This is a genomic window from Nocardioides sp., from assembly GCF_047607365.1.
Classification (GTDB): Bacteria; Actinomycetota; Actinomycetes; order Propionibacteriales; family Nocardioidaceae; genus Nocardioides.
This window is the reverse complement of record NZ_JASGDD010000066.1, coordinates 1-18,225: the sequence shown is the minus strand read 5'-3', so window position 1 is coordinate 18,225 and position 18,225 is coordinate 1. Positions and strand designations below refer to the sequence as shown.

Here is an 18,225-nt window from a genome sequence, read left to right as displayed (position 1 = left end):
GAGGGGAGGCCCTACTCGGGGAGATCGGAGGCCCTATTCGAGGTGAGGGGAGGCCCCATTCGGCGCGGGGTTGGCGGGAGGTCAGCGCGTCAGGAGGCGCTCGGCCGTCGCCAGATCCTCGGGGTAGGTGACCTTGAGGTTGAGCGGACTGCTCGGGACGGCGGCCACCCGGAGGTCGGCGTAGCGGGCGAGCACGGCTGCGGTGTCGGTGGCGTCGAAGCCGTCGGCCTCCGCCCGCGCGTAGGCCGCGAGGAGCTCCGCGGCACGGAAGGCCTGGGGAGTCTGCACGCCGACGAGGCCGGGATGCGGGGCGAGCGAGGCCCGGTCGACCAGCCCCGCCACCGGCGCGACGGGGATGGCGCCGCCCGCGGCGCGGGCCGTCGCGATGGTGAGGTCGAAGAGCTGCGGGCCGGCGAGCGGGCGGGCGGCGTCGTGGATCGCCACCACGTCGATCTCCCTGGTCTCGATCTCGCGGCGCAGCGCCCGCAGCGCGTTCCACTCCGACCCGTGCCGGGTCGCCCCGCCGGGCACCAGCAGCACCTCGCCGCTGCCGAGCACCGGCGTGACCGCCGCCGAGACGGCCTCCGCCTCACCCGGCGCGTGGACGAGCACGATTCGGCGTACGTCGTCGGCATGGAGCGCCGCCCGCAGGCTCAGTCCGAGGACGGTCGCGTCGCCGAGCGGCAGCAGCACCTTGTTGACCCCGGCGCCGACCCGGGACCCGGATCCTCCGGCGAGGACGACGACGGCTGCGGGCATGAGCAGACCCTAGAGCCACACCCGAGGACCACGCCGCCGCCCCGGCCCCACTCTGTGACCGGGCTGTGCGTCCGGCGCATCGTTTTCACGCCTGTAACAGGCCGTGACCGCCCCCTAACACGCGCTGCCTACGTTCATCGTCACGACGGAGGAGGCAGCGATGGCGCTACCGCTCGCGGCGGCCATGGGGGCCGCCCGATGAGCCCGCGCGCGCTCGCTCGCACCACGGACTGGCAGCCCGTCTGCAAGGTCGCCGATCTCGAGGTCGACCGGGGCGCGACCGCTCTCGTGCACGGCCAGGCGATCGCCCTCTTCCGCCTCCTCGACGGCGAGGCGGACATCGTCTACGCGCTCGGCAACCACGACCCGTTCGCCAAGGCGTCGGTGATCTCGAAGGGGATCGTCGGCCAGCGTGGCGATGTGCCGTTCGTCGCCTCCCCCGCCCACCGCCACGCGTTCGACCTGCGCACCGGCAAGTGCCTGGAGGATCCCCACTTCTCGGTGCCCGCCTACGCGGTCAGGGTCGACGACGGCACCGTCTACGTGGGCCCGCGCCTGACCTAGCGCGTCGTGGCCGGGGCCGTGAGCGCCTCGAGCAGCCGGATGTCGTCGGGCCCGCCGACGCGTCGCGCCTCGGGCGGCGCGATCAGGGTCTCGATCCCGAACCCGGCCTGGCGCAGGTGGGCGACGAGCCTCGCGACGTCGTACGTCGGCAGGCCCCCGATCAGCGCCTCGACCGCGACGGGGGGCAGCACGAGCGGCGAGGCGACCTGCCACAGTCCCTCGCGGTCGATGGTCTCCCCCACCGCGCCGGCCGCGATCGTCTTGACCGTGTCCGTCACCGGCCGCACGCCGACGACGACGGCGCCGGTCTCGGCCGAGCGGAGCACGGCGTCGACGATGAACGGAGCCGGGGTCATGGGGCAGAGCACGTCGTGCAGGACGACCGGCTCGCCGGCCTCGGCCAGAGCCGCCCACGGCGTACCCAGGTCGACCAGGGTGACCCCTGCGTCGCCCAGCGCCCAGGCGGCGCAGGCGACGAGCGACTCCCCGTGGATCAGGGCAAATGGGAGCGACCCCCGGTCCGCCTCCAGGACGAAACCGAGGGTCGGCTCGATGTCGGGCAGGTCCACGCTCAGGAGGCGAGAACCTCGTCGAGCATGGCCTCGGCCTTGTCCTCGTTGGTCTTCTCGCAGAGCGCGAGCTCCGAGACGAGGATCTGGCGGGCCTTGGCAAGCATCCGCTTCTCGCCGGCCGAGAGGCCGCGGTCGCGCTCACGGCGCCACAGGTCGCGGACGACCTCGGCCACCTTGTTGACGTCGCCGGAGTGCAGCTTCTCGAGGTTGGCCTTGTAGCGGCGCGACCAGTTGGTCGGCTCCTCGACGTGAGCGGCGCGAAGAATCTCGAACACCTTGTCGAGACCATCGCGGTCGACCACGTCGCGGACGCCCACCAGGTCGAGGTTGCCGGCAGGCACGCGGACCACGAGGTCCTGCTGGGCGATGATCCTCAGGACGAGGTACTGCCGCTCCTCTCCCTTGATGGTGCGCATCTCGATGTCCTCGATGATCGCGGCGCCATGATTCGGATAGACAACGGTCTCGCCGACAGTGAAAGTCATAAGTCGTAGAACCCCTTCCTAGGACATCCATCCTACCACGGTTTTCGACCGCGCAGATCGACGTTTTCGCAGGTCAGAGGCCGAATGGGTGCGTCCACAGGGGTTGACAGATCGCCCTCAGGTGTGGTGGAAAGGCGTACGACATGACACTGGCCACCCAACCCCAACGCGCGATGCGCCGGATCGGCGCGACGACGCCGGCCCTTCTCCTCCGGGCCTCGCACCCGCGTCAGGCCGTCTTGACGACCCTGGTCCTCACCGCCGCCGCGTCCCTGTCGGGGCGCCCCGGCCGCGAGGTGGCCCTCGTCGCGGTCACGGTGCTGATCGGCCAGGTCGTGCTCGGCTGGCAGAACGACTTCGTCGACGCCGAGGCCGACCAGCGGCACAGCCGGGTCAAGGCCACCGTCGACGGCCTGAGCCCGACGACGCTCTCCTTCAGCCTCTCCGTGGCCGTGCTCGCCCTCATCCCGATCGCCGTCAACAACGGCCTCATGGCCGGCGCCTGCTATCTCGTCTCGGTCGTCGTCGCCGCGCTGGGCAACCTGCGGCTGCGGCTCGTCCGCCAGGGGCCGCTGAGCTGGCTCCCGTGGGCGATCTCGTTCGGTCTCTACCCCGCCTTCCTCTCGTACGGCGGGTGGGGCGGCCGCGCCACCGGCGAGGCGCCGACCCTCACGCTGACGGTGCTCGCCGCGCTGCTGGGGGTCGGCGTGCACGTGCTGACCTCGCTGTGGGGCCTCGTCGCCGACGACGCGGACGGCTGGACCTACCTGCCACTCCGGCTCGCCCGGCGTACGGGGGCGACGATGCTGCTCACGGGCACGATCGCCTACCTCGGACTGGTCGGCGCGATCCTCGCCATCGTGGCGCGACAGACCGGCTTGAGCGGGTCCTGAGCGGATCCTGAGCGGGTGGAGCATGCATGCCGGACGAGCACCGCTAGCATGTCGGCCGTGATGACGAACGCTCGCCGCCCGGGTCAGCTCAAGCTCGCCTTCGCCGCCGTCGCGGCCGCCGGCGCGGTGCTCCTGCTGAGCGGATGCGGGCTGCAGGGGTTCGACTACGCGACCGACCGCCCCAACACGATCGCCAACGGCGCGTACCACACCTCGGGCGACATCCACATCGGCGCGGCCCGCATCATCGCCGCCGCGCCCGGCTCCGGCACCTTCGTCGCCACCATCACCACCGACCAGCACCTCACCGAGGCCGTGACGCTGACCAGCATCTCCGGCCTGAGCACCGTCGGCTTCAAGCCGATCGAGGTCGAGCCTGCCTCGGCGGTGAACCTCTACACCGAGGGCGGCATCACCGTCACGGGCTCGGAGATCACCGCCGGCGCGGTGCTGCCGGTCACGCTGAGCTTCTCCGACGGCTCGACGATCGACGTCAGCCCGATCGTGGTGACCCAGTGCCACGACTACGCCAGCCCGTCGGCCGCGGCCACCGTGCCCGCCGACGACAGCTCCAGCGAGGCCGGCGAGGCCTACAGCTGCGAGTACGCCTCGGTCCCGCCGCTGGCCGAGTGACGGGCGGAGCCACCCGATGAGCACCCTGATCCTGCTGCGGCACGGCGAGAGCGAGTGGAACGCGCTCAACCTCTCCACCGGCTGGGTCGACGTGGCCCTCACCGAGAAGGGCCGCGGCGAGGCCGTCGTCGGCGGCACCCTGCTCGAGGAGCGGGGCGTCCTCCCCGACGTGGTCCACACGTCGCTGCTGCGGCGCGCGATCAACACCGCCGCGATCGCCCTGGACACCTGCGACCGGCACTGGATCCCGGTCAAGCGCGACTGGCGGCTCAACGAGCGGCACTACGGCGCGCTGCAGGGCAAGAACAAGTCCGAGACGCTGCAGCGGTTCGGCGAGGAGCAGTTCAACCTCTGGCGCCGCTCGTACGACGTCCCCCCGCCGCCCATCGAGGCCGACTCGGAGTTCAGCCAGGCCGGCGACGCCCGCTACGCGTCGATCGACGTGCCGGCGACCGAGTGCCTCAAGGACGTCGTCGAGCGGATCGTGCCCTACTGGGAGGGCGAGATCGTGCCCGACCTCGCGGCCGGTCGTACCGTCCTCGTCACCGCGCACGGCAACAGCCTGCGCGCGCTGGTGAAGCACCTCGACGGCATCTCCGACGCCGACATCGCCGCGCTCAACATCCCCACCGCCCAGCCGCTCGTCTACGAGCTCGACGACTCCTTCCGGCCCCTCGTCGCCGGTGGTGAGTACCTCGACCCGGAGGCCGCCGCGGCCGCTGCCGCCGCGGTCGCCAACCAGGGCAAGCAGTAGCCGACTGGGACCTACTCGGTGCGGCGGCGGGCGAGCCAGACGCCGGCCAGGGCGACGGCCCCGCCGACATAGGACAGCGGGGCGGGGGCCTCGCCGAGCAGGACGGCGGCGAGGGCGATCGAGATCACCGGCACGACGTACGTCGAGATCCCGAGCTGCGACGCGGAGAGGTGCTGCAGCGCGTAGCCGTAGGTCGTGAACGCGATCGCGGTCGGGAAGACGCCCAGGAAGACCAGCCACAGGATCGACGACGCGGGCGCCTGCGAGAGGTCGGTGACCAGCTGGCCGGCCCACGGGAGCGTGGCGATCGCACCGATCCCGCAGGCGAGCCAGGTGATCTGGAGCGCGGGCACCCGGCCGGCGAGCGGCTTCTGCAGCACCAGCGAGACCGAGTACGACGCCACGCTCACCAGGCACAGGAGCACCCCGATCACCGGGCCCTCGGAGTCGCTGCGGTCGCTGGAGGCGAAGGCGATGATCGCGACGCCCACGAACGCCAGCGCCAGGCCGAGCGCGATCCACCGGGTGAACCGCTCGCCCAGGAAGATCGAGGCCAGGACCGCGATGACCACGGGCGAGAGCTGCAGGATGAGCGAGGCCGTGCCGGCGTCCACGTGGTGCTCGCCGGTGTTGAGCGCGACCATGTAGAGCGCGTACCAGAGCAGGCCTATCGCGACGACCCGCGCCCACTGCGACCCGTCGAGGGCGACGAGGCGGGTGCCGCGGCGGCGCGACCAGGCGACGAGCACGGTCAGGCAGATCGCCCCGGTGCCGAGCCGGCCGAGGGCCAGCGCGCCCGGCCGGAAGTCGTCGGCCAGGTGGCGGATGGCCACGAAGGCCGAGGCCCAGAAGACCAGGGTGACCGAGACGGCGAGCAGCGGCTTCCAGGGCGCGGTCGTCACACCCGCGACGCTAGCGATCCCGGAGGCTCGCAGCCCATCGAATTTCGGTCACGCGTCGGCGAGATGCGGCTTCTCGCCGGTCACGACGTAGACGACCCGGTTCGCCACGGAGACCGCGTGGTCGGCGATCCGCTCGTAGTAGCGGCCCAGCAGCGCGATGTCGACCGCCGCCTCGATGCCGTAACTCCACTCGTCGCCGAGCATCTCGGCGAAGTTGGAGCGACGCAGCCGGTCCATCTCCTCGTCGTCGATCGCCAGCGCGCTCGCCTCGGTGACGTCGCGACCGCGGATGATACGGGCGGTGCGGGTGACCATGGCCTCGGCGACCTCGGCCATCCGGGAGATGGTCGCGCGGGCACCCTCGGGCACGGCGATGTTGGGCACCCGCAGCCGGGCGATCTTGGCGACGTGGACCGACAGGTCGCCCATCCGCTCGAGGTCGCTGACCATCCGGAGCGCCGCGACGACGACGCGGAGGTCGCCGGCCACCGGCGCCTGCAGGGTGAGCAGCTCGAAGCAGCGCTCCTCGACCGCCTCGCGGGCGGCGTCGATCCTGGCGTCGCCGCTGATCACCTGCTCGGCGAGGCCCGCATCGGCCTGGAGCAGCGCGGTCGTGGCGATCGCCACCGCCTGCTCGACGGAGTCGCAGATGTCGGCGAGGTCCGTGAAGACGGCCTCCAGGTCTTCGTGGAACGCGGCACGCATACCCGATACCGTAGGCTCCGCGACCGGCCGCCGACATGGCTACGCGGGGACGATCGGTGAACGCGCGGTGAACGTTGCGCATCCCGGCCTCCGCGTGGCGCGAGGCACTCCGGCCGGGGTCTTACGCTGGGAGCGTGAACCCGACGACGCAGGCGTTTCTCGCCGCCGTCCTCGGGGCCGTCGTCGCCGGCGCGGCGGTGCTCGCCTGGCACATCAGCGACCGTCAGCAGCGCCGGATCCCCGTGATCGCCGACCCCGTGGTGCCGCCCGAGGTCGCGACCGTGCTCTCGGTGCTGCGCTCCTCCGCGGTGGTCGTCGACGACGGCGACGTCGTCGTCAAGGCGAGCGCGCCGACGTACGCGCTGGGCCTGGTCCGCGGGACCACGCTCCTCTCCGACGAGCTCGCCGAGCTGGTCCACCTCGTCCGCCGCGACGGGCAGATCCGCGAGACCGAGCTGGTGCTCGCGCGCGGGAGCGACGGGCCGCCGCGCCATGTCGTGGCCCGCGTGGCGCCGCTGGGCACCCGGCTCGTGCTGGCCCTGCTCGAGGACCGCACCCGTGAGCGCCGCGTCGAGGCGGTACGCCGGGACTTCGTCGCCAACGTCTCCCACGAGCTCAAGACCCCGGTCGGCGCGATCCGCGTGCTGGCCGACGCGGTCATCGACGCCTCCGACGACCCGGCGGCGGTCAAGCGGTTCGCGGACCGGATGCTGATCGAGTCCGACCGCCTCACCGAGCTGGTGCAGCAGATCATCGAGCTGTCCCGGCTCCAGGGGGACGAGCCGGTCGAGGCGCCCGACGCGGTCGAGCTCGACGCGGTGATCGCCAACGCGGTCGACGTCGTCGGCGTGGACGCGCAGCAGCGACACATCAGCGTGGTCACCGGCGGCGCCCGGGGCCTGCGGGTGCTCGGCAACGAGGAGCAGGTGATGACCGCGGTGACCAACCTGGTCGCCAACGCCGTGAGCTACTCCGAGCCCGGCTCGTCGGTGTCGGTGACGACCAAGGCCTCCGACGACGCGGTGTCGATCTCCGTCGTCGACCAGGGCATCGGCATCCCGGCGGGCGAGCTCGACCGCATCTTCGAGCGCTTCTACCGGGTCGACCCGGCCCGGCATCGCTCCACCGGCGGCACCGGCCTCGGGCTGTCCATCGTCAAGCACGTCGCCGCCACCCACGGCGGCGAGGTGAAGGTCTGGTCCGTCGAGGGACAGGGCTCGACGTTCACCCTCACACTCCCCCAACATCAGGCACATCAGCCGCACCATGAGGAGGTAGGCCCTTGAGCACCCCACCGAGTTCTTCGACTCCCCCGCTTCGCTCCTCCGGCGAACAACTCGGCGGGGACACCGCATGACCCGGGTACTGGTCGTCGAGGACGAGGAGTCCTACTCGGAGGCGCTGTCGTACATGCTGCGCAAGGAGGGCTTCGAGGTCGCGATCGCCGAGAACGGCACCGACGCGCTCAAGGAGTTCGACCGCAACGGCGCCGACATCGTGCTGCTGGACCTGATGCTGCCCGGCATCCCCGGCACCGAGGTGTGCCGCCAGATCCGGGCCACCTCCGCCGTGCCGGTCATCATGGTCAGCGCCAAGGACGACGAGGTGGACAAGGTCGTCGGGCTCGAGCTGGGCGCGGACGACTACGTCACCAAGCCCTACTCCCCCCGCGAGCTGGTCGCGCGCATCCGCGCCGTCCTGCGCCGCGGCGTCGAGCCCGACCTCGCCCCCGACGTGCTCGAGGCCGGGCCGGTGCGGATGGACGTCGAGCGGCACGTCGTGACCGTCGACGGCGGCGAGCAGCGGCTGCCGCTCAAGGAGTTCGAGCTGCTCGAGATGTTCCTCCGCAACCCCGGCCGAGTGCTCACCCGCGGCCAGCTGATCGACCGGGTGTGGGGCAGCGACTACGTCGGCGACACCAAGACCCTCGACGTCCACGTGAAGCGCCTGCGCGCCAAGCTCGAGGCCGAGCCGAGCGAGCCGAAGCTGCTCATCACGGTCCGCGGGCTGGGCTACAAGCTCGACCTCTAGCCGAGTGGGGCCTTTCCTCACGTCGAGTGGGGCCTCGCGTCAGCGTCAGCCCCCACTCGCTGTGAGGGAAGGCCCCACTCGGCGGGAGGGGAGGCCCTACTCGGCGGGCGGGGAGGCCTACTCGGCGGGGCGGAACTGCTCAAAGGCGGCGAGGTTCGCCGTGGACTCGCCGCGGGCGAGGCGCCACTCCCACTCCTTGCGGATCGAGGAGGCGAAGCCGAGCTCGAGGAGCGTGTTGAACGACTCGTCGGCGTACGTGAGGACGGAGCCGAGGAGGCGGTCCAGCTCGTCGGGCGTGACGAGGGCGAGCGGGAGCCGGGCGTCGAGGTAGACGTCGCCGTCCTTGTCGAGGCCGAAGGCGACGGCGTACAGGCGGAGGTTGCGCTGGAGCAGCCAGCGGTAGACGCCCTCGGCGTTCTCGTCCGGCCGGCGGCACACGAAAGCGTGCACGCCGAGCGCGTGCGGGCCGAGGTCGAGCCGGACCGGCGTCTGCAGCTTGCGCTCGCCGGGCAGGGCGAAGGAGAAGCTGACCAGCCCGGTCTCGCCGTCCTCCGTCGACCCGGTCTCGGAGAACTCGATCTCGTTCTCCCCCAGCCACGCGCGTACGACGTCGAGCCGCTCCTCCGTCAGGTCCGTCACGCCACTCCCTCCCTCGTCACCAGTCGCGCCTTCTCGTAGACGTCGAGCATCCGGCCGGCCGTCGCCTCCCACGAGAAGTCGGCCGCGTTGGCGATCGCGCCCGCGCTCAGCCGGGCGTGCAGCGCGGGGTCGAGCAGGACGCGGACGAGCGCGTCGGCCCAGCGCTCGGGGTCGTGGCCCTCGACCAGCAGGCCCGACTCGCCGTGCCGGACGGCGGTCGTGAGCCCGCCGACCGCGGCCGCCACGACCGGGGTGCCGCAGGCCTGGGCCTCGATCGCGACCAGCCCGAAGGACTCGTTGTAGGAGGGCACCGCGGCGACGTCCGAAGCAGCGAACCACCGGGCCAGCTCGTCCTGGGGGACGGTGCCGGCGAGGCGGACAACGTCGCTGATCCCCAGCTCGGCGGCCAGTGCCGCGAGCGACTCGGGCCGCTCGAGCCCGCTGCCCGACGGGCCGCCGATGACCGGCACGACGAGTCGCCCGCGGAGGCGCGGCATCCGCCGGAGCAGCACCGCGACCGCCCGCAGGAGCACGTCGGGGGCCTTGAGCGGCTGGATCCGGCCGGCGAACATCACGACGAGCGCCTCGGCCGGGATCCCGAGACACGCCCGGGCGTCCGCCTTGGGCGTCGGCGCGAACCGGCCCAGGTCGACGCCCGGGTGGACCACCGCGACCCGCGACGGGTCGGCGTCGTAGAGGTCGATCAGCTGGGATGCCTCGAGCTGGGTGTTGGCGACGAGCACATCGGCGGCCTCGACCACCTGCTCCTCCCCGATCAGCCGCGCCATCGGCTCGGGGGCGTCGCCTTCGGCGAGCGCGAGGTTCTTCACCTTGGCCATCGTGTGCATCGTGTGGACCAGGGGCACTCGCCAGCGGTCGCACGCCAGGGCCCCGACCTGGCCGGAGAGCCAGTAGTGGGAGTGGACGACGTCGTACCAGCCCAGGGGGTGGACGGCCTCGACCCGGAGCACCTCGCGGGCGAAGGTGCAGAGCTGGCCCGGCAGCTCGGCCTTGGAGAGCCCCTCGTAGGGTCCGGCCGCGACGTGGCGGACGAGGATCTTCTCGTCGGCCCAGGTCTCGGCGGGCAGTGACGACGACGTGGCGCGAGTGAAGATGTCGACCTCGACCCCGCGCGCGGCGAGGCGTCGCGACAGCTCGAGGACGTAGACGTTCATCCCGCCGGCATCACCGGTGCCCGGCTGGTCGAGGGGGGAGGTGTGGAGGCTGATCATCGCCACCCGCCGTACCTCAGCCCCGCTCACCTCCCCAGGATAGGAGGTGAGCGTCTGGCCGCTCATCCACGCCGGACCGGGCGCCCGGCAGAATGGGGCCATGCCTGCGACATCCCAGAAGACCGCTGTCGTGACCGGAGCCTCCTCGGGGATCGGCGCGGAGACCGCGCGACAGCTGGCCGCGGCCGGCTACCGGGTCTTCCTGGCGGCGCGGCGCGTCGATCGGATCGAGGCGCTGGCGGCCGAGACCGGGGGTACGCCGGTGGCGACCGACGTCACCGACGCCGACTCCGTCGCGGCGCTCGCCGCGGCGGTCGGCCCGTCGCTCGACGTGCTGGTCAACAACGCCGGCGGCGCCTTCGGCGTGAGCCCGGTGGCCGAGGGCGACGTCGAGGACTGGCGGGCGATGTACGACGTCAACGTGCTCGGCACGCTCGCCGTCACCCGCGCGCTGCTCCCCGCCCTGATCCGGTCGGGCGAGGCCAGCGGCGGCTCGGCGATCGTGAACGTCGGCTCGATCGCGGGCCGGATCGCCTACGAGGGCGGGGGCGGCTACAACGCGGCGAAGTTCGGGCTCAAGGCGCTCACCAACGCGCTGCGCCTCGAGATCGTCGAGCAACCCGTCCGCGTCATGGAGATCGCGCCCGGCATGGTGAGGACCGACGAGTTCTCCCTGGTCCGCATGGGGGGCGACCAGGAGCGCGCGGACGCGGTCTATGCCGGCGTACCCGAGCCCCTGGTCGCCGCCGACATCGCCGACGCGATCGTGTGGATGGTCACCCGCCCCGCGCACGTGAACATCGACGAGCTGGTGATCAAGCCGCGCGTCCAGGCCGCCCCGCACAAGGTCCACCGCGTCTGATCCCGACCGAGCGACGCCGAGGATTCCTCGGCGGGCACGCTGCGGTGCGAGACTCCCGTCTCGTGCAGACGATCGGACTCATCGGCGGGCTGAGCTGGGAATCCAGCGCGGTCTACTACGAAGGGCTCAACAAGGGCGTGCAGGCGCGCCTCGGCGGGCTCCACTCCGCGAAGGTCGTGCTCGTCTCGGTCGACCTGGCCGAGCTGGACGAGCTGCAGGACGCGGGTGACTGGGATCGCATCGCGGAGATCCTCAGCGCGGCCGCGCGCGGGGCCGAGCAGGCCGGCGCGGACTTCCTGCTGCTCGCCACGACGACCTTCCACCGGGTCTACGACGAGGTCGCCGACGCCGTGAGCATCCCGGTGGTGCACCTCGCCGACCTGATGGCCGAGCAGATCGTGGCCCGCGGCTACAAGACCGTCGGGTTCATGGGCACCGCGTTCACGCTGACCGACCACTTCTTCGCCGAGCGGATCGGCTCGCACGGCATCAACGTCAACATGCCCGACGAGCTGCACACCGACACCCTCGACTCGATCGTCTACGACGAGCTGGTGTTCCGCACGATCAACCCGAGCTCGCGCAAGCGGGTGCTCGGCATCATCGACGAGCTCACCGACGCCGGCGCCGAGGCGATCGTCTTCGCCGCGAGCGAGCTCTCGCTGCTCGTCCGGCCGCAGGACGCCGACGTTCCCGTCCTGGACGTCATCACCGTCCACGTCGAGGACGCCCTCGACCGCGCTCTCGCCTGAGCTACCTCACCTTCAGCCTCAGCACCGGGGAGACCCCCGCCGTGGTGCGTGCGGTGGCCCCGATGCTGAGCCGGAGCGTCCACGTCCCCCTCTTCCTCGGCCTGACGGTGAAGCGGAGGGTCCCGGAGGACGAGACCGTGGCGCTGGCGACGGCCACCCACCGCCTCCTGACCAGCTGCTGGAGGACGACCCGCGAGCCCCGGGCGGCGGCGACCGCCCTCCCGGTCAGGACGACCGGCCTGCGCACCCTGATCTTCTTCGCGGCCCTCGTGGCCGGCTTGGCGAGCTTCAGCCCCGGAGCCACCTTGACCGGCGGGACCACGACCGGGGGCACCACCACCGGGGGCACCACCACCGCCGGCACGCTCGCGGCGAGCGTCGCGGACGCGGCGAGCGGTCGGCCGGCCACGTCCTGGATCGCCTGATCCACCTGGACCGTGACCGCGGTCGCGGCCGACCGGTCGAGGCCCGCGATGCTCACCCGCGCCTGCGTGGCGAGCTGACCGCCGCCGACGCCGGGCTGGGGCGAGACCGGCGTGACCTCGGCGCTCAGGGGCACGCCCGAGGCGTCGGTCACCGCGATCTGCCGGTCGTTCACCAGCGCCGCGTCGACCCACGAGGAGAACGTCACCAGGATGCTGCCGTCGCTCTGTCCGGCGGCGGTGTCGGCGGTGACGGCCTCCTCGGTGGGCAGCACGAGGTCGATGCCCGTCCGCGGTGGAAGGACCTCGAGCGGCTCGCTGGCATCGCCGAGGCGGCCGGCCTTGGTGGCGACCACCTCGTACCAGCCCTCGGGCACGTTCCAGCCGTAGGCGCCGTCGCCGGCCGTGGTCGCCGGGTTCGGGCCCTGCGCGTAGGCGTCGGCGTCCCACAGGTCGTACGTGCCGTCCTCGGTGTCGGAGCGCAGCAGCGTCACGGTGGCGCCGCTCAGCGGCGAGGTGGTCGGCCCGTCGTAGACCGTGCCGGACGGGTCGTAGATCCACTGGGGGTCGACGACCGGACCGTTCTTGTGGGTGGTCTTCTCCTTGGGGCAGTCCCCGCTGGCGTTCATGTCCGCGACGACGTCGTCGATCATGTCCTGGAGGGAGTCGTCGAGGAGCTTCTCCATCGCGGTGCTCGCCGCCCACATCGCCAGCGTGCCGATGCCGAAGGTCTCCGGGCCCAGCAGGACGCCGGCCAGCATCATCGTCGCCTTGGTGGCATCGTCGGCGGCCGCGCGGGTCGCGATGTCGTCGATCCGGTTGCGGAATCCCGACGCCGAGCCCCCGCAGTCGTCGGCGGTGTCGAGCAGGGCGGCGAGCCTCTGGTACTTGTCCCCTGCGCCGAAGGCGTCGAGCGCGTCGTCGAGGCTGGTCACGCCGTTGAACGCGATCTCATAGCCCACCCGCACGGTCGCGGAGGCGGCGCTCGCGGCCCTGCGGCCGCGGGGCGCGCTCAGGGCCCGGAACCCGGAGGCCTGCGAGGCGACCGAGGTGTCGACGTACGTCGTGCCGGTGACGGCGAACCCCGAGGAGGCCGTGCTGAGCCCCGGCGTGCCGCTGGTCCACACTCCCGGGGCGATCTGCGTCGACCCGGACGGTACCCCGCTCACGGGGGTCTTGGTGACCTTCATCGTCGCGGTGGCCCCGCTGCCCAGGCCCGGGACCGGGATGGTGACCGTCGCCGAGCCCGTGTCGCCGTTGTCGACCGAGCCGAGCGCCGGCGTGCCGAACAGGGCACCGGTCGCGCCGAGGCTGGCGCGGACGTCGTTGGCGGTCGGCGTCGACCCGCCGGCCGGCGGTGTCGACGGGGCCAGATCGACCAGGGGGACCGTCGTCGGCGCCGTCGCGTCGTAGTCGATCGTGACCGGCCCCCGGGGCGTGATGCCCCCGAAGCTGGCCGTGATCGCCCCGTCGGCGGCGCGGCCGGTCGCGACGGTGCTGGACCCGATGCTGAGCGTCGCGTTCGAGATCAGGCTCGGATCGGCGAAGTGGGCCGCCACGTCCACCCTGGCGCCCGGCACCACCACGAGCGGGAAGCTCGCGCCCTGCTCGCCCGAGCCGGAGCGGCCGTCCTGGCTCACGGTGGCCGACAGCAGGGTCGGGTGATAGCGGTCGTAGGTGAGCAGCGCGACCGCGCTCGCCTGCGTCGTGGCGCCGCTGCCCGTGGTCGCGGCAAGGCTGTGGGTGGCGCCCTGGCCGTGGTCGGGGAGGGTGATCCGGGTGGTCCAGGCGCCGCCGGCGCCGGCCACGGCGGTGCCGACGACCTCGGCCCCGTCGAGCACGGTCACGGTCTCGCCGGGGGCCGCGCGTCCCCGGACCCGGACCGAGGTCGCGCCGGTGACCTCGGGCGCGGTGATCGTCACCGCGGCGACCTCGACGGCGAGCGCTCCCAAGGGGACGGTGACGGAGCCGGCGACGAGATCGGCGCTGACGCCGAGGGTCCGGGTGGGGGGCAGGTCGTCGGGATCGCTCGCGACACGGAGCCGGATCGTCGCCCGGCCCGCGGCGCCCTGGGTGAGGGCGCCGACGGGGACCGTCAGGACGCCGTCGCTGACCGTGGGGGCGGTCGCGGGCTCGACGCCGTCGACCGTCACACCGTGGCCGGCGACCGTGGTCCCCTGCGGCAGCCGGACGCGCAGCGTGGCGGAGCCGCCGGTCTCGCCCGTGCTGCGCCAGCGGGCGGTCAGGTCCAGGACGCCGCCGGGCTGGACGTCGGCCTGGCTGGTGGCGAGCTCGTTGTCGGTCGCCGGGAATCCGGCGGGCGGGCTCGCCATCGCGATCGCGACGCTCGAGCCGGAGGCGGTGTCGACGCTCGCGCGCCCGACCGCGCCGGAGCCGCCGTACGCCACGAAGTCCCAGGTGCCGCTCGCGGGCAACGGCAGCGCCAGCGAGCCGGGCGTGCCGGTGATCCCGGAGACGGTCTGGCCGGAGCCGCGGAGGGTGCCGACCACCGTGGCGGAGTCGTCGGCGGTCGGCGACGTGACGCTCACCTCGACGCGGGCCTGCGAGACGAGCGTCAGGGGCAGGTCGATCTGCCGGGTCACCGTGGGGTCGGGGATCTCCTTGGTGACGCAGTCCGCGCCGTACCCGCCCTCGTAGCCGTCGGCGCAGAAGGTGATCGCCGAGCCGGGGTTGCCGCGGACGGTGATCGATCCGTTGGCGTAGAGGAAGTCGCTCTCGCTCACGACACCGGGGGCCGGCGCCATCCGGACATGGAAGTGGACCAGGGTCCGCCAGTCGAGCGCCTGCGGCTGCGGCGCGTCGGAGCCGAGCTGGGTCGCGATCGAGTAGCGGACCTCGTAGGAGCCGGTCGGCGTCACCGTGAGGTCCTGGGTGTTCCCGCCGGCGACCGGGGTGAGGTCGGCCGTGGTCGCGCCGTAGAGGACGCCGCCGGCGCTCAGCGTGGTCGGCAGGCCGGCGAGCAGGCCGGAGACGGTGTAGCTGCCGTCGTCGGCGATGGTGGCCCAGGCGGTGCGGCTCTGGCCGTGCCAGGTCTGGATCGCCGAGAGGGCGAGCCCCGAGAGCGCGCTGTGGTCGGTCGCGGTGATCTGCCCGTGCACGCTCGCGGCGGCGGGGCCGGCGACCGGGAGGTCGGCGCTCGTGGCCGCCTCGGGGAGCTGGATCTCGTGGCCTTCGGGGAGTGCGAGCCCCCAGTCGTCGGCGAGCGAGCCGACGCTCACCCGCACCGGGGACCCGCGCAGCAGTCCGGCGACCGTGACGTCGCCGGCGCTGTCGGCGGTCCCGGTCGCGAGCCCGGCGAGCCCGGTGCCCTCACCGGTGACGCTGACCGCGCGCCGGGCGCCGGCGGAGCCGAGGTGGAGGGTCAGGCTCGCCACGTCGAGGGAGCGGAGGGCGACCGACCGGCTGGTCCCCGGGCGGAGCGTGCCCAGCGCCCGCTCGACCATCGGCGTGACGCCGCCGCGCACCGCACGCAGGACGTAGCCGTCCCCCGAGGGCAGGTCGAAGGTCATGGTCGTGGCGCCGGCGCTGGAGGCGATCGCCTGCTGTCGGGCGAAGCCGGCGGCCGAGCTCCCGACGGCGAGGCTGCCGGAGAACCCGGCCGAGCTGGGGATCGTGACGACCACCTGCGCCGCCACCGAGATCGGCCGTGCCTGCTCGATGTCGGCGACGTGACCGGAGCCGGTGCCGACCGAGTCGTGCAGCGTCGCGGTGAGCGAGGTGAGGACCGTCGCGCCGGCCGGGATCCGGACCGTCGCCGTGTAGCGCCCCGGCGTGGTCGCGTCCTCGGACAGGGTGCCGCTCGCGACCAGCGGGTCGCCCTCGGCCGACGTCGCGTGGAGCGTCGCGGAGCCGGCACGGCGAGGCTGTCCGCGCACCGTCAGGGTGACGAGGGCGTCGTACGCCGCCTGGCCCGCGACCAACGGCATGGTGGCCTCCACCGACGCGATCGCGACCGGTCCGGTCACGGCGGTGGCGATCACGGTGTGGGGCAGGCTCGAGCCGTCCACGACCCGCAGCACGCGGTAGCGGTAGGTGGTCGCACCGTCCGGGGTCCGGTCCGTGAAGGCGCGGGTCGCCGCCGCGGTGGTGCCGATCTGGGCGAACGGCCCGTCGCCGAGAGCGCGCTGCACCTGGTATCCGGAGACTCCGGCGACGGCGTCCCAGGCGAGGGCGACGGTGCCGTCGGCCTGCGGGGTCGCGGTGAGGGAGGCGGTGCCGGGCGTGATGTCGGCCGCGGTGCTGACCGTGAGGGTGAGCGGGTCGGTCACGTTGCCGGAGCCGTCGCGCGCCCGGAGGCCGAACGTGTAGGAGGTCCCGGGCTCGAGGCCGCTCACCGCGAGCGAGGTGGCCGAGGCCGGTGCGCCGAGGGCGGCCGGGCCGCCGGTGACGGCGTAGCCGGCGAGGCCCTGATCGTCGGTGGCGGCGGGCCAGTGCAGGGTGAGGCCGGTGGTCGTGACGTCGGTGGCGGTGAGCGCGGCGCCGCTCGGCCAGGTCGGCGCGACGTCGTCGGCGACGCCGACGAAGGTGCCCGCGCCGTTGCCGTCGTCGCCGGTCGAGAGAACGACCCCCGACGGGGCAGCGAAGACGATGGATCCACCGCCGGCACCGAGGATGGGGGGCTCGTAGACCTCGTAGGGCTGATCAAGGTCGTCGCCCACGAGGAGCTGCGGATCGGCGTCCTCCGTGGTCTCCGAGACGAACCCGCTGGTCCCCCGGTGGTCGCTGAACTGGTGGGAGAGGGTGTAGGCGACCGTGCTGCCGTCGCCGTCGAGGGAGAGCGAGGTGATCGCGTTCGCCAGCCAGCCTTCGCTCAGCTCCGTCCCTAGGTCGGTGGCGACGACCCGGCGGTGGCCGCCGTCGAGGTCGCTGGCCACCAGCGAGCCGGAGCCGCTCGGGTCCTCGCCGTTGGTCTCGACGTAGGCGAGCGTGGAGAAGTCCCGAGAGACGGCGACCGGGCCCCAGGTCTGACCCGCCTGGACGCCCATGCCCGGGTCGTAGGGCTGGAGCAGGTCGGTCTCGGCCGGGGACGCCGGGTCGCTCACGTCCCACAGCTGCACGGCCGAGACGCCCCAGTAGCGGTAGGAGGCGACCCGCAGCAGGCGCAGTCCGTCCGGGCTGAACCGGAGGAGCTCGGTGCGCCCCTTGGCAGAGCCGAAGGAGAAGGTGTGCATCTCGGGCGTGGCCCCGAGCGAGACCACCGCAACGGACTCGGTCGCCTCGGCGGTGCCGCCGTCGGCGGAGACCAGGGCCAGCCGGGAGCCGTCCGCGGAGACGGCGATCCGGTTCAGCCAGTCCGAGGCGTGCACCTTCACGGTCGAGACTGTGCCCCCGTCGAGGTCGGTCGCGAACCCTCGCAGGACGGAGACGACGTAGAACGTGCCGTCCGCGTCCGAGCCGGAGTCGCTCACCCACACCACCGTGCTGCCGTCGTCCGAGATCGCCTGCGGGCCGCCGTCCAGGGTGCGCTCGTCACCGGTGGCGCGCTCGATCAGGAGGCCGTCGGCCACGAGGTAGCGCTGGTCGGCGTCGGTGGCCACCAGTCCGGCACTCGTCGTGACCCGGCTGATCGCGAAGGGACGGCTGGGCGAGGACGGGGTGGTGACCGTCGCGGTCAGCGGCGCGCTCTGGTTGCCGGCGGCGTCCTCGGCGCGTACGACGACGTCGTACTGCCGCCCGGGGGTCAGCCCGGTGAGAGTGGCCGAGCGGGCCGACGGCCCGACGTGCACGGTGCTCGGCCCGCCGGTGATCACGAACCCGTGGAGGCCGATGTCGTCGCTCGCCTCCGGCCAGTGCAGGCGGACCTTGACCTGGGTGAGGCCGCTGGTCGTGAGGGCGGCGCCACTCGACCAGGTCGGGACCGTCGTGTCGGTGTGCACCTCGACCGCCCCGGCGTCCGGGGCGGCCCCGCCGGGCCGGTAGCGGCCGCGCTCGTCGGCCGGGCCGGCCCCGGAGTGCTCATCGGCCCAGTCGGCGAGGCCGGCCTCGACCGCGTCGATGAG

16 protein-coding genes are annotated in these 18,225 nt (G+C 73.1%); 8 read left to right on the top strand and 8 right to left on the bottom strand.

The genetic code is table 11. The annotated features are described in order from the left end of the window. Positions 1-81 precede the first annotated feature (81 nt). Positions 82-759 carry an IspD/TarI family cytidylyltransferase gene (locus tag QM572_RS05650; protein WP_415090939.1) on the bottom strand — a complete coding sequence of 226 codons (678 nt, stop codon included), beginning with the start codon at positions 757-759 and terminating at the stop codon, positions 82-84. A gap of 198 nt (positions 760-957) precedes the next feature. Here QM572_RS05650 and nirD point away from each other — a divergent pair, with 198 nt between their 5' ends. Continuing rightward, positions 958-1,323 carry a nitrite reductase small subunit NirD gene (nirD, locus tag QM572_RS05645; protein ID WP_415090937.1) on the top strand — a complete coding sequence of 122 codons (366 nt, stop codon included), beginning with the start codon at positions 958-960 and terminating at the stop codon, positions 1,321-1,323. Here nirD and QM572_RS05640 read toward each other — a convergent pair. Both QM572_RS05640 and QM572_RS05635 read right to left on the bottom strand, forming a co-directional pair. After that, positions 1,320-1,892 (bottom strand): 2-C-methyl-D-erythritol 4-phosphate cytidylyltransferase, encoded by a 573-nt coding sequence (locus tag QM572_RS05640; protein ID WP_415090935.1) that lies wholly within the window; start codon positions 1,890-1,892, stop codon positions 1,320-1,322. The two genes, nirD and QM572_RS05640, sit on opposite strands and share 4 nt — an antisense overlap. A 2-nt stretch (positions 1,893-1,894) precedes the next feature. Continuing rightward, entirely contained in the window at positions 1,895-2,380 is a 486-nt protein-coding gene (locus QM572_RS05635) for a CarD family transcriptional regulator (protein WP_415090934.1), read from the bottom strand. A 143-nt stretch (positions 2,381-2,523) separates the two neighbouring features. Between QM572_RS05635 and QM572_RS05630 the strand changes: the two genes are divergently transcribed. From QM572_RS05630 to QM572_RS05620, 3 genes are read left to right on the top strand one after another with little or no spacing between them, the layout of a single operon-like run. Then, entirely contained in the window at positions 2,524-3,273 is a 750-nt protein-coding gene (locus QM572_RS05630; protein WP_415090932.1) for a hypothetical protein, read from the top strand. 57 nt (positions 3,274-3,330) lie between these two features. Next, positions 3,331-3,906: a hypothetical protein gene (locus tag QM572_RS05625; RefSeq protein WP_415090930.1), complete on the top strand. Its 576-nt coding sequence runs from the start codon at positions 3,331-3,333 to the stop codon at positions 3,904-3,906. Between the two features lie 16 nt (positions 3,907-3,922). Beyond that, positions 3,923-4,660 (top strand): phosphoglyceromutase, encoded by a 738-nt coding sequence (locus QM572_RS05620; RefSeq protein ID WP_415090928.1) that lies wholly within the window; start codon positions 3,923-3,925, stop codon positions 4,658-4,660. An 11-nt stretch (positions 4,661-4,671) separates the two neighbouring features. On the opposite strand, the gene QM572_RS05615 is transcribed toward QM572_RS05620, so the two are convergent. Both QM572_RS05615 and phoU read right to left on the bottom strand, forming a co-directional pair. After that, positions 4,672-5,562, bottom strand: a complete 891-nt coding sequence (locus QM572_RS05615; RefSeq protein WP_415090926.1) for a DMT family transporter — start codon at positions 5,560-5,562, stop codon at positions 4,672-4,674. Between the two features lie 48 nt (positions 5,563-5,610). After that, entirely contained in the window at positions 5,611-6,267 is a 657-nt protein-coding gene (phoU, locus tag QM572_RS05610; RefSeq protein ID WP_415090924.1) for a phosphate signaling complex protein PhoU, read from the bottom strand. Between the two features lie 134 nt (positions 6,268-6,401). On the opposite strand from phoU, the gene QM572_RS05605 reads away from it, so the two are divergent. Together QM572_RS05605 and QM572_RS05600 are read left to right on the top strand one after the other, a co-directional pair. After that, complete coding sequence (locus tag QM572_RS05605; RefSeq protein WP_415090922.1) at positions 6,402-7,553, top strand: sensor histidine kinase; 1,152 nt, start codon at positions 6,402-6,404, stop codon at positions 7,551-7,553. A 67-nt stretch (positions 7,554-7,620) separates the two neighbouring features. Beyond that, positions 7,621-8,298 (top strand): response regulator, encoded by a 678-nt coding sequence (locus tag QM572_RS05600; RefSeq protein ID WP_415090920.1) that lies wholly within the window; start codon positions 7,621-7,623, stop codon positions 8,296-8,298. 117 nt (positions 8,299-8,415) lie between these two features. Here QM572_RS05600 and QM572_RS05595 read toward each other — a convergent pair whose 3' ends face one another. Together QM572_RS05595 and mshA are read right to left on the bottom strand one after the other, a co-directional pair. Next, positions 8,416-8,937, bottom strand: coding sequence for a YbjN domain-containing protein (locus QM572_RS05595; protein WP_415090918.1), 522 nt, complete (start codon positions 8,935-8,937; stop codon positions 8,416-8,418). Then, positions 8,934-10,169: a D-inositol-3-phosphate glycosyltransferase gene (mshA, locus tag QM572_RS05590; protein WP_415090971.1), complete on the bottom strand. Its 1,236-nt coding sequence runs from the start codon at positions 10,167-10,169 to the stop codon at positions 8,934-8,936. Before mshA ends, QM572_RS05595 begins: the two co-directional genes overlap by 4 nt. 100 nt (positions 10,170-10,269) lie before the next feature. Between mshA and QM572_RS05585 the strand changes: the two genes are divergently transcribed. Both QM572_RS05585 and QM572_RS05580 read left to right on the top strand, forming a co-directional pair. Beyond that, positions 10,270-11,031 carry an SDR family NAD(P)-dependent oxidoreductase gene (locus QM572_RS05585; RefSeq protein WP_415090916.1) on the top strand — a complete coding sequence of 254 codons (762 nt, stop codon included), beginning with the start codon at positions 10,270-10,272 and terminating at the stop codon, positions 11,029-11,031. Between the two features lie 62 nt (positions 11,032-11,093). Further along, positions 11,094-11,783, top strand: a complete 690-nt coding sequence (locus QM572_RS05580) for an aspartate/glutamate racemase family protein (RefSeq protein WP_415090914.1) — start codon at positions 11,094-11,096, stop codon at positions 11,781-11,783. Between the two features lies 1 nt (position 11,784). Here the strand turns inward: QM572_RS05580 and QM572_RS05575 are convergent. Then, the coding region (locus QM572_RS05575; protein ID WP_415090912.1) for a fibronectin type III domain-containing protein at positions 11,785-18,225 on the bottom strand (6,441 nt) is incomplete at its 5' end.

Coding starts and splice junctions, on each gene's coding strand:
- QM572_RS05650 (WP_415090939.1), bottom strand. CDS start 759: ATGCCCGCAGCCGTCGTCGTCCTCGCCGGAGGATCCGGGTCCCGGGTC.
- nirD (WP_415090937.1), top strand. CDS start 958: ATGAGCCCGCGCGCGCTCGCTCGCACCACGGACTGGCAGCCCGTCTGC.
- QM572_RS05635 (WP_415090934.1), bottom strand. CDS start 2,380: ATGACTTTCACTGTCGGCGAGACCGTTGTCTATCCGAATCATGGCGCC.
- QM572_RS05630 (WP_415090932.1), top strand. CDS start 2,524: ATGACACTGGCCACCCAACCCCAACGCGCGATGCGCCGGATCGGCGCG.
- QM572_RS05620 (WP_415090928.1), top strand. CDS start 3,923: ATGAGCACCCTGATCCTGCTGCGGCACGGCGAGAGCGAGTGGAACGCG.
- phoU (WP_415090924.1), bottom strand. CDS start 6,267: ATGCGTGCCGCGTTCCACGAAGACCTGGAGGCCGTCTTCACGGACCTC.
- QM572_RS05600 (WP_415090920.1), top strand. CDS start 7,621: ATGACCCGGGTACTGGTCGTCGAGGACGAGGAGTCCTACTCGGAGGCG.
- mshA (WP_415090971.1), bottom strand. CDS start 10,169: ATGATCAGCCTCCACACCTCCCCCCTCGACCAGCCGGGCACCGGTGAT.
- QM572_RS05585 (WP_415090916.1), top strand. CDS start 10,270: ATGCCTGCGACATCCCAGAAGACCGCTGTCGTGACCGGAGCCTCCTCG.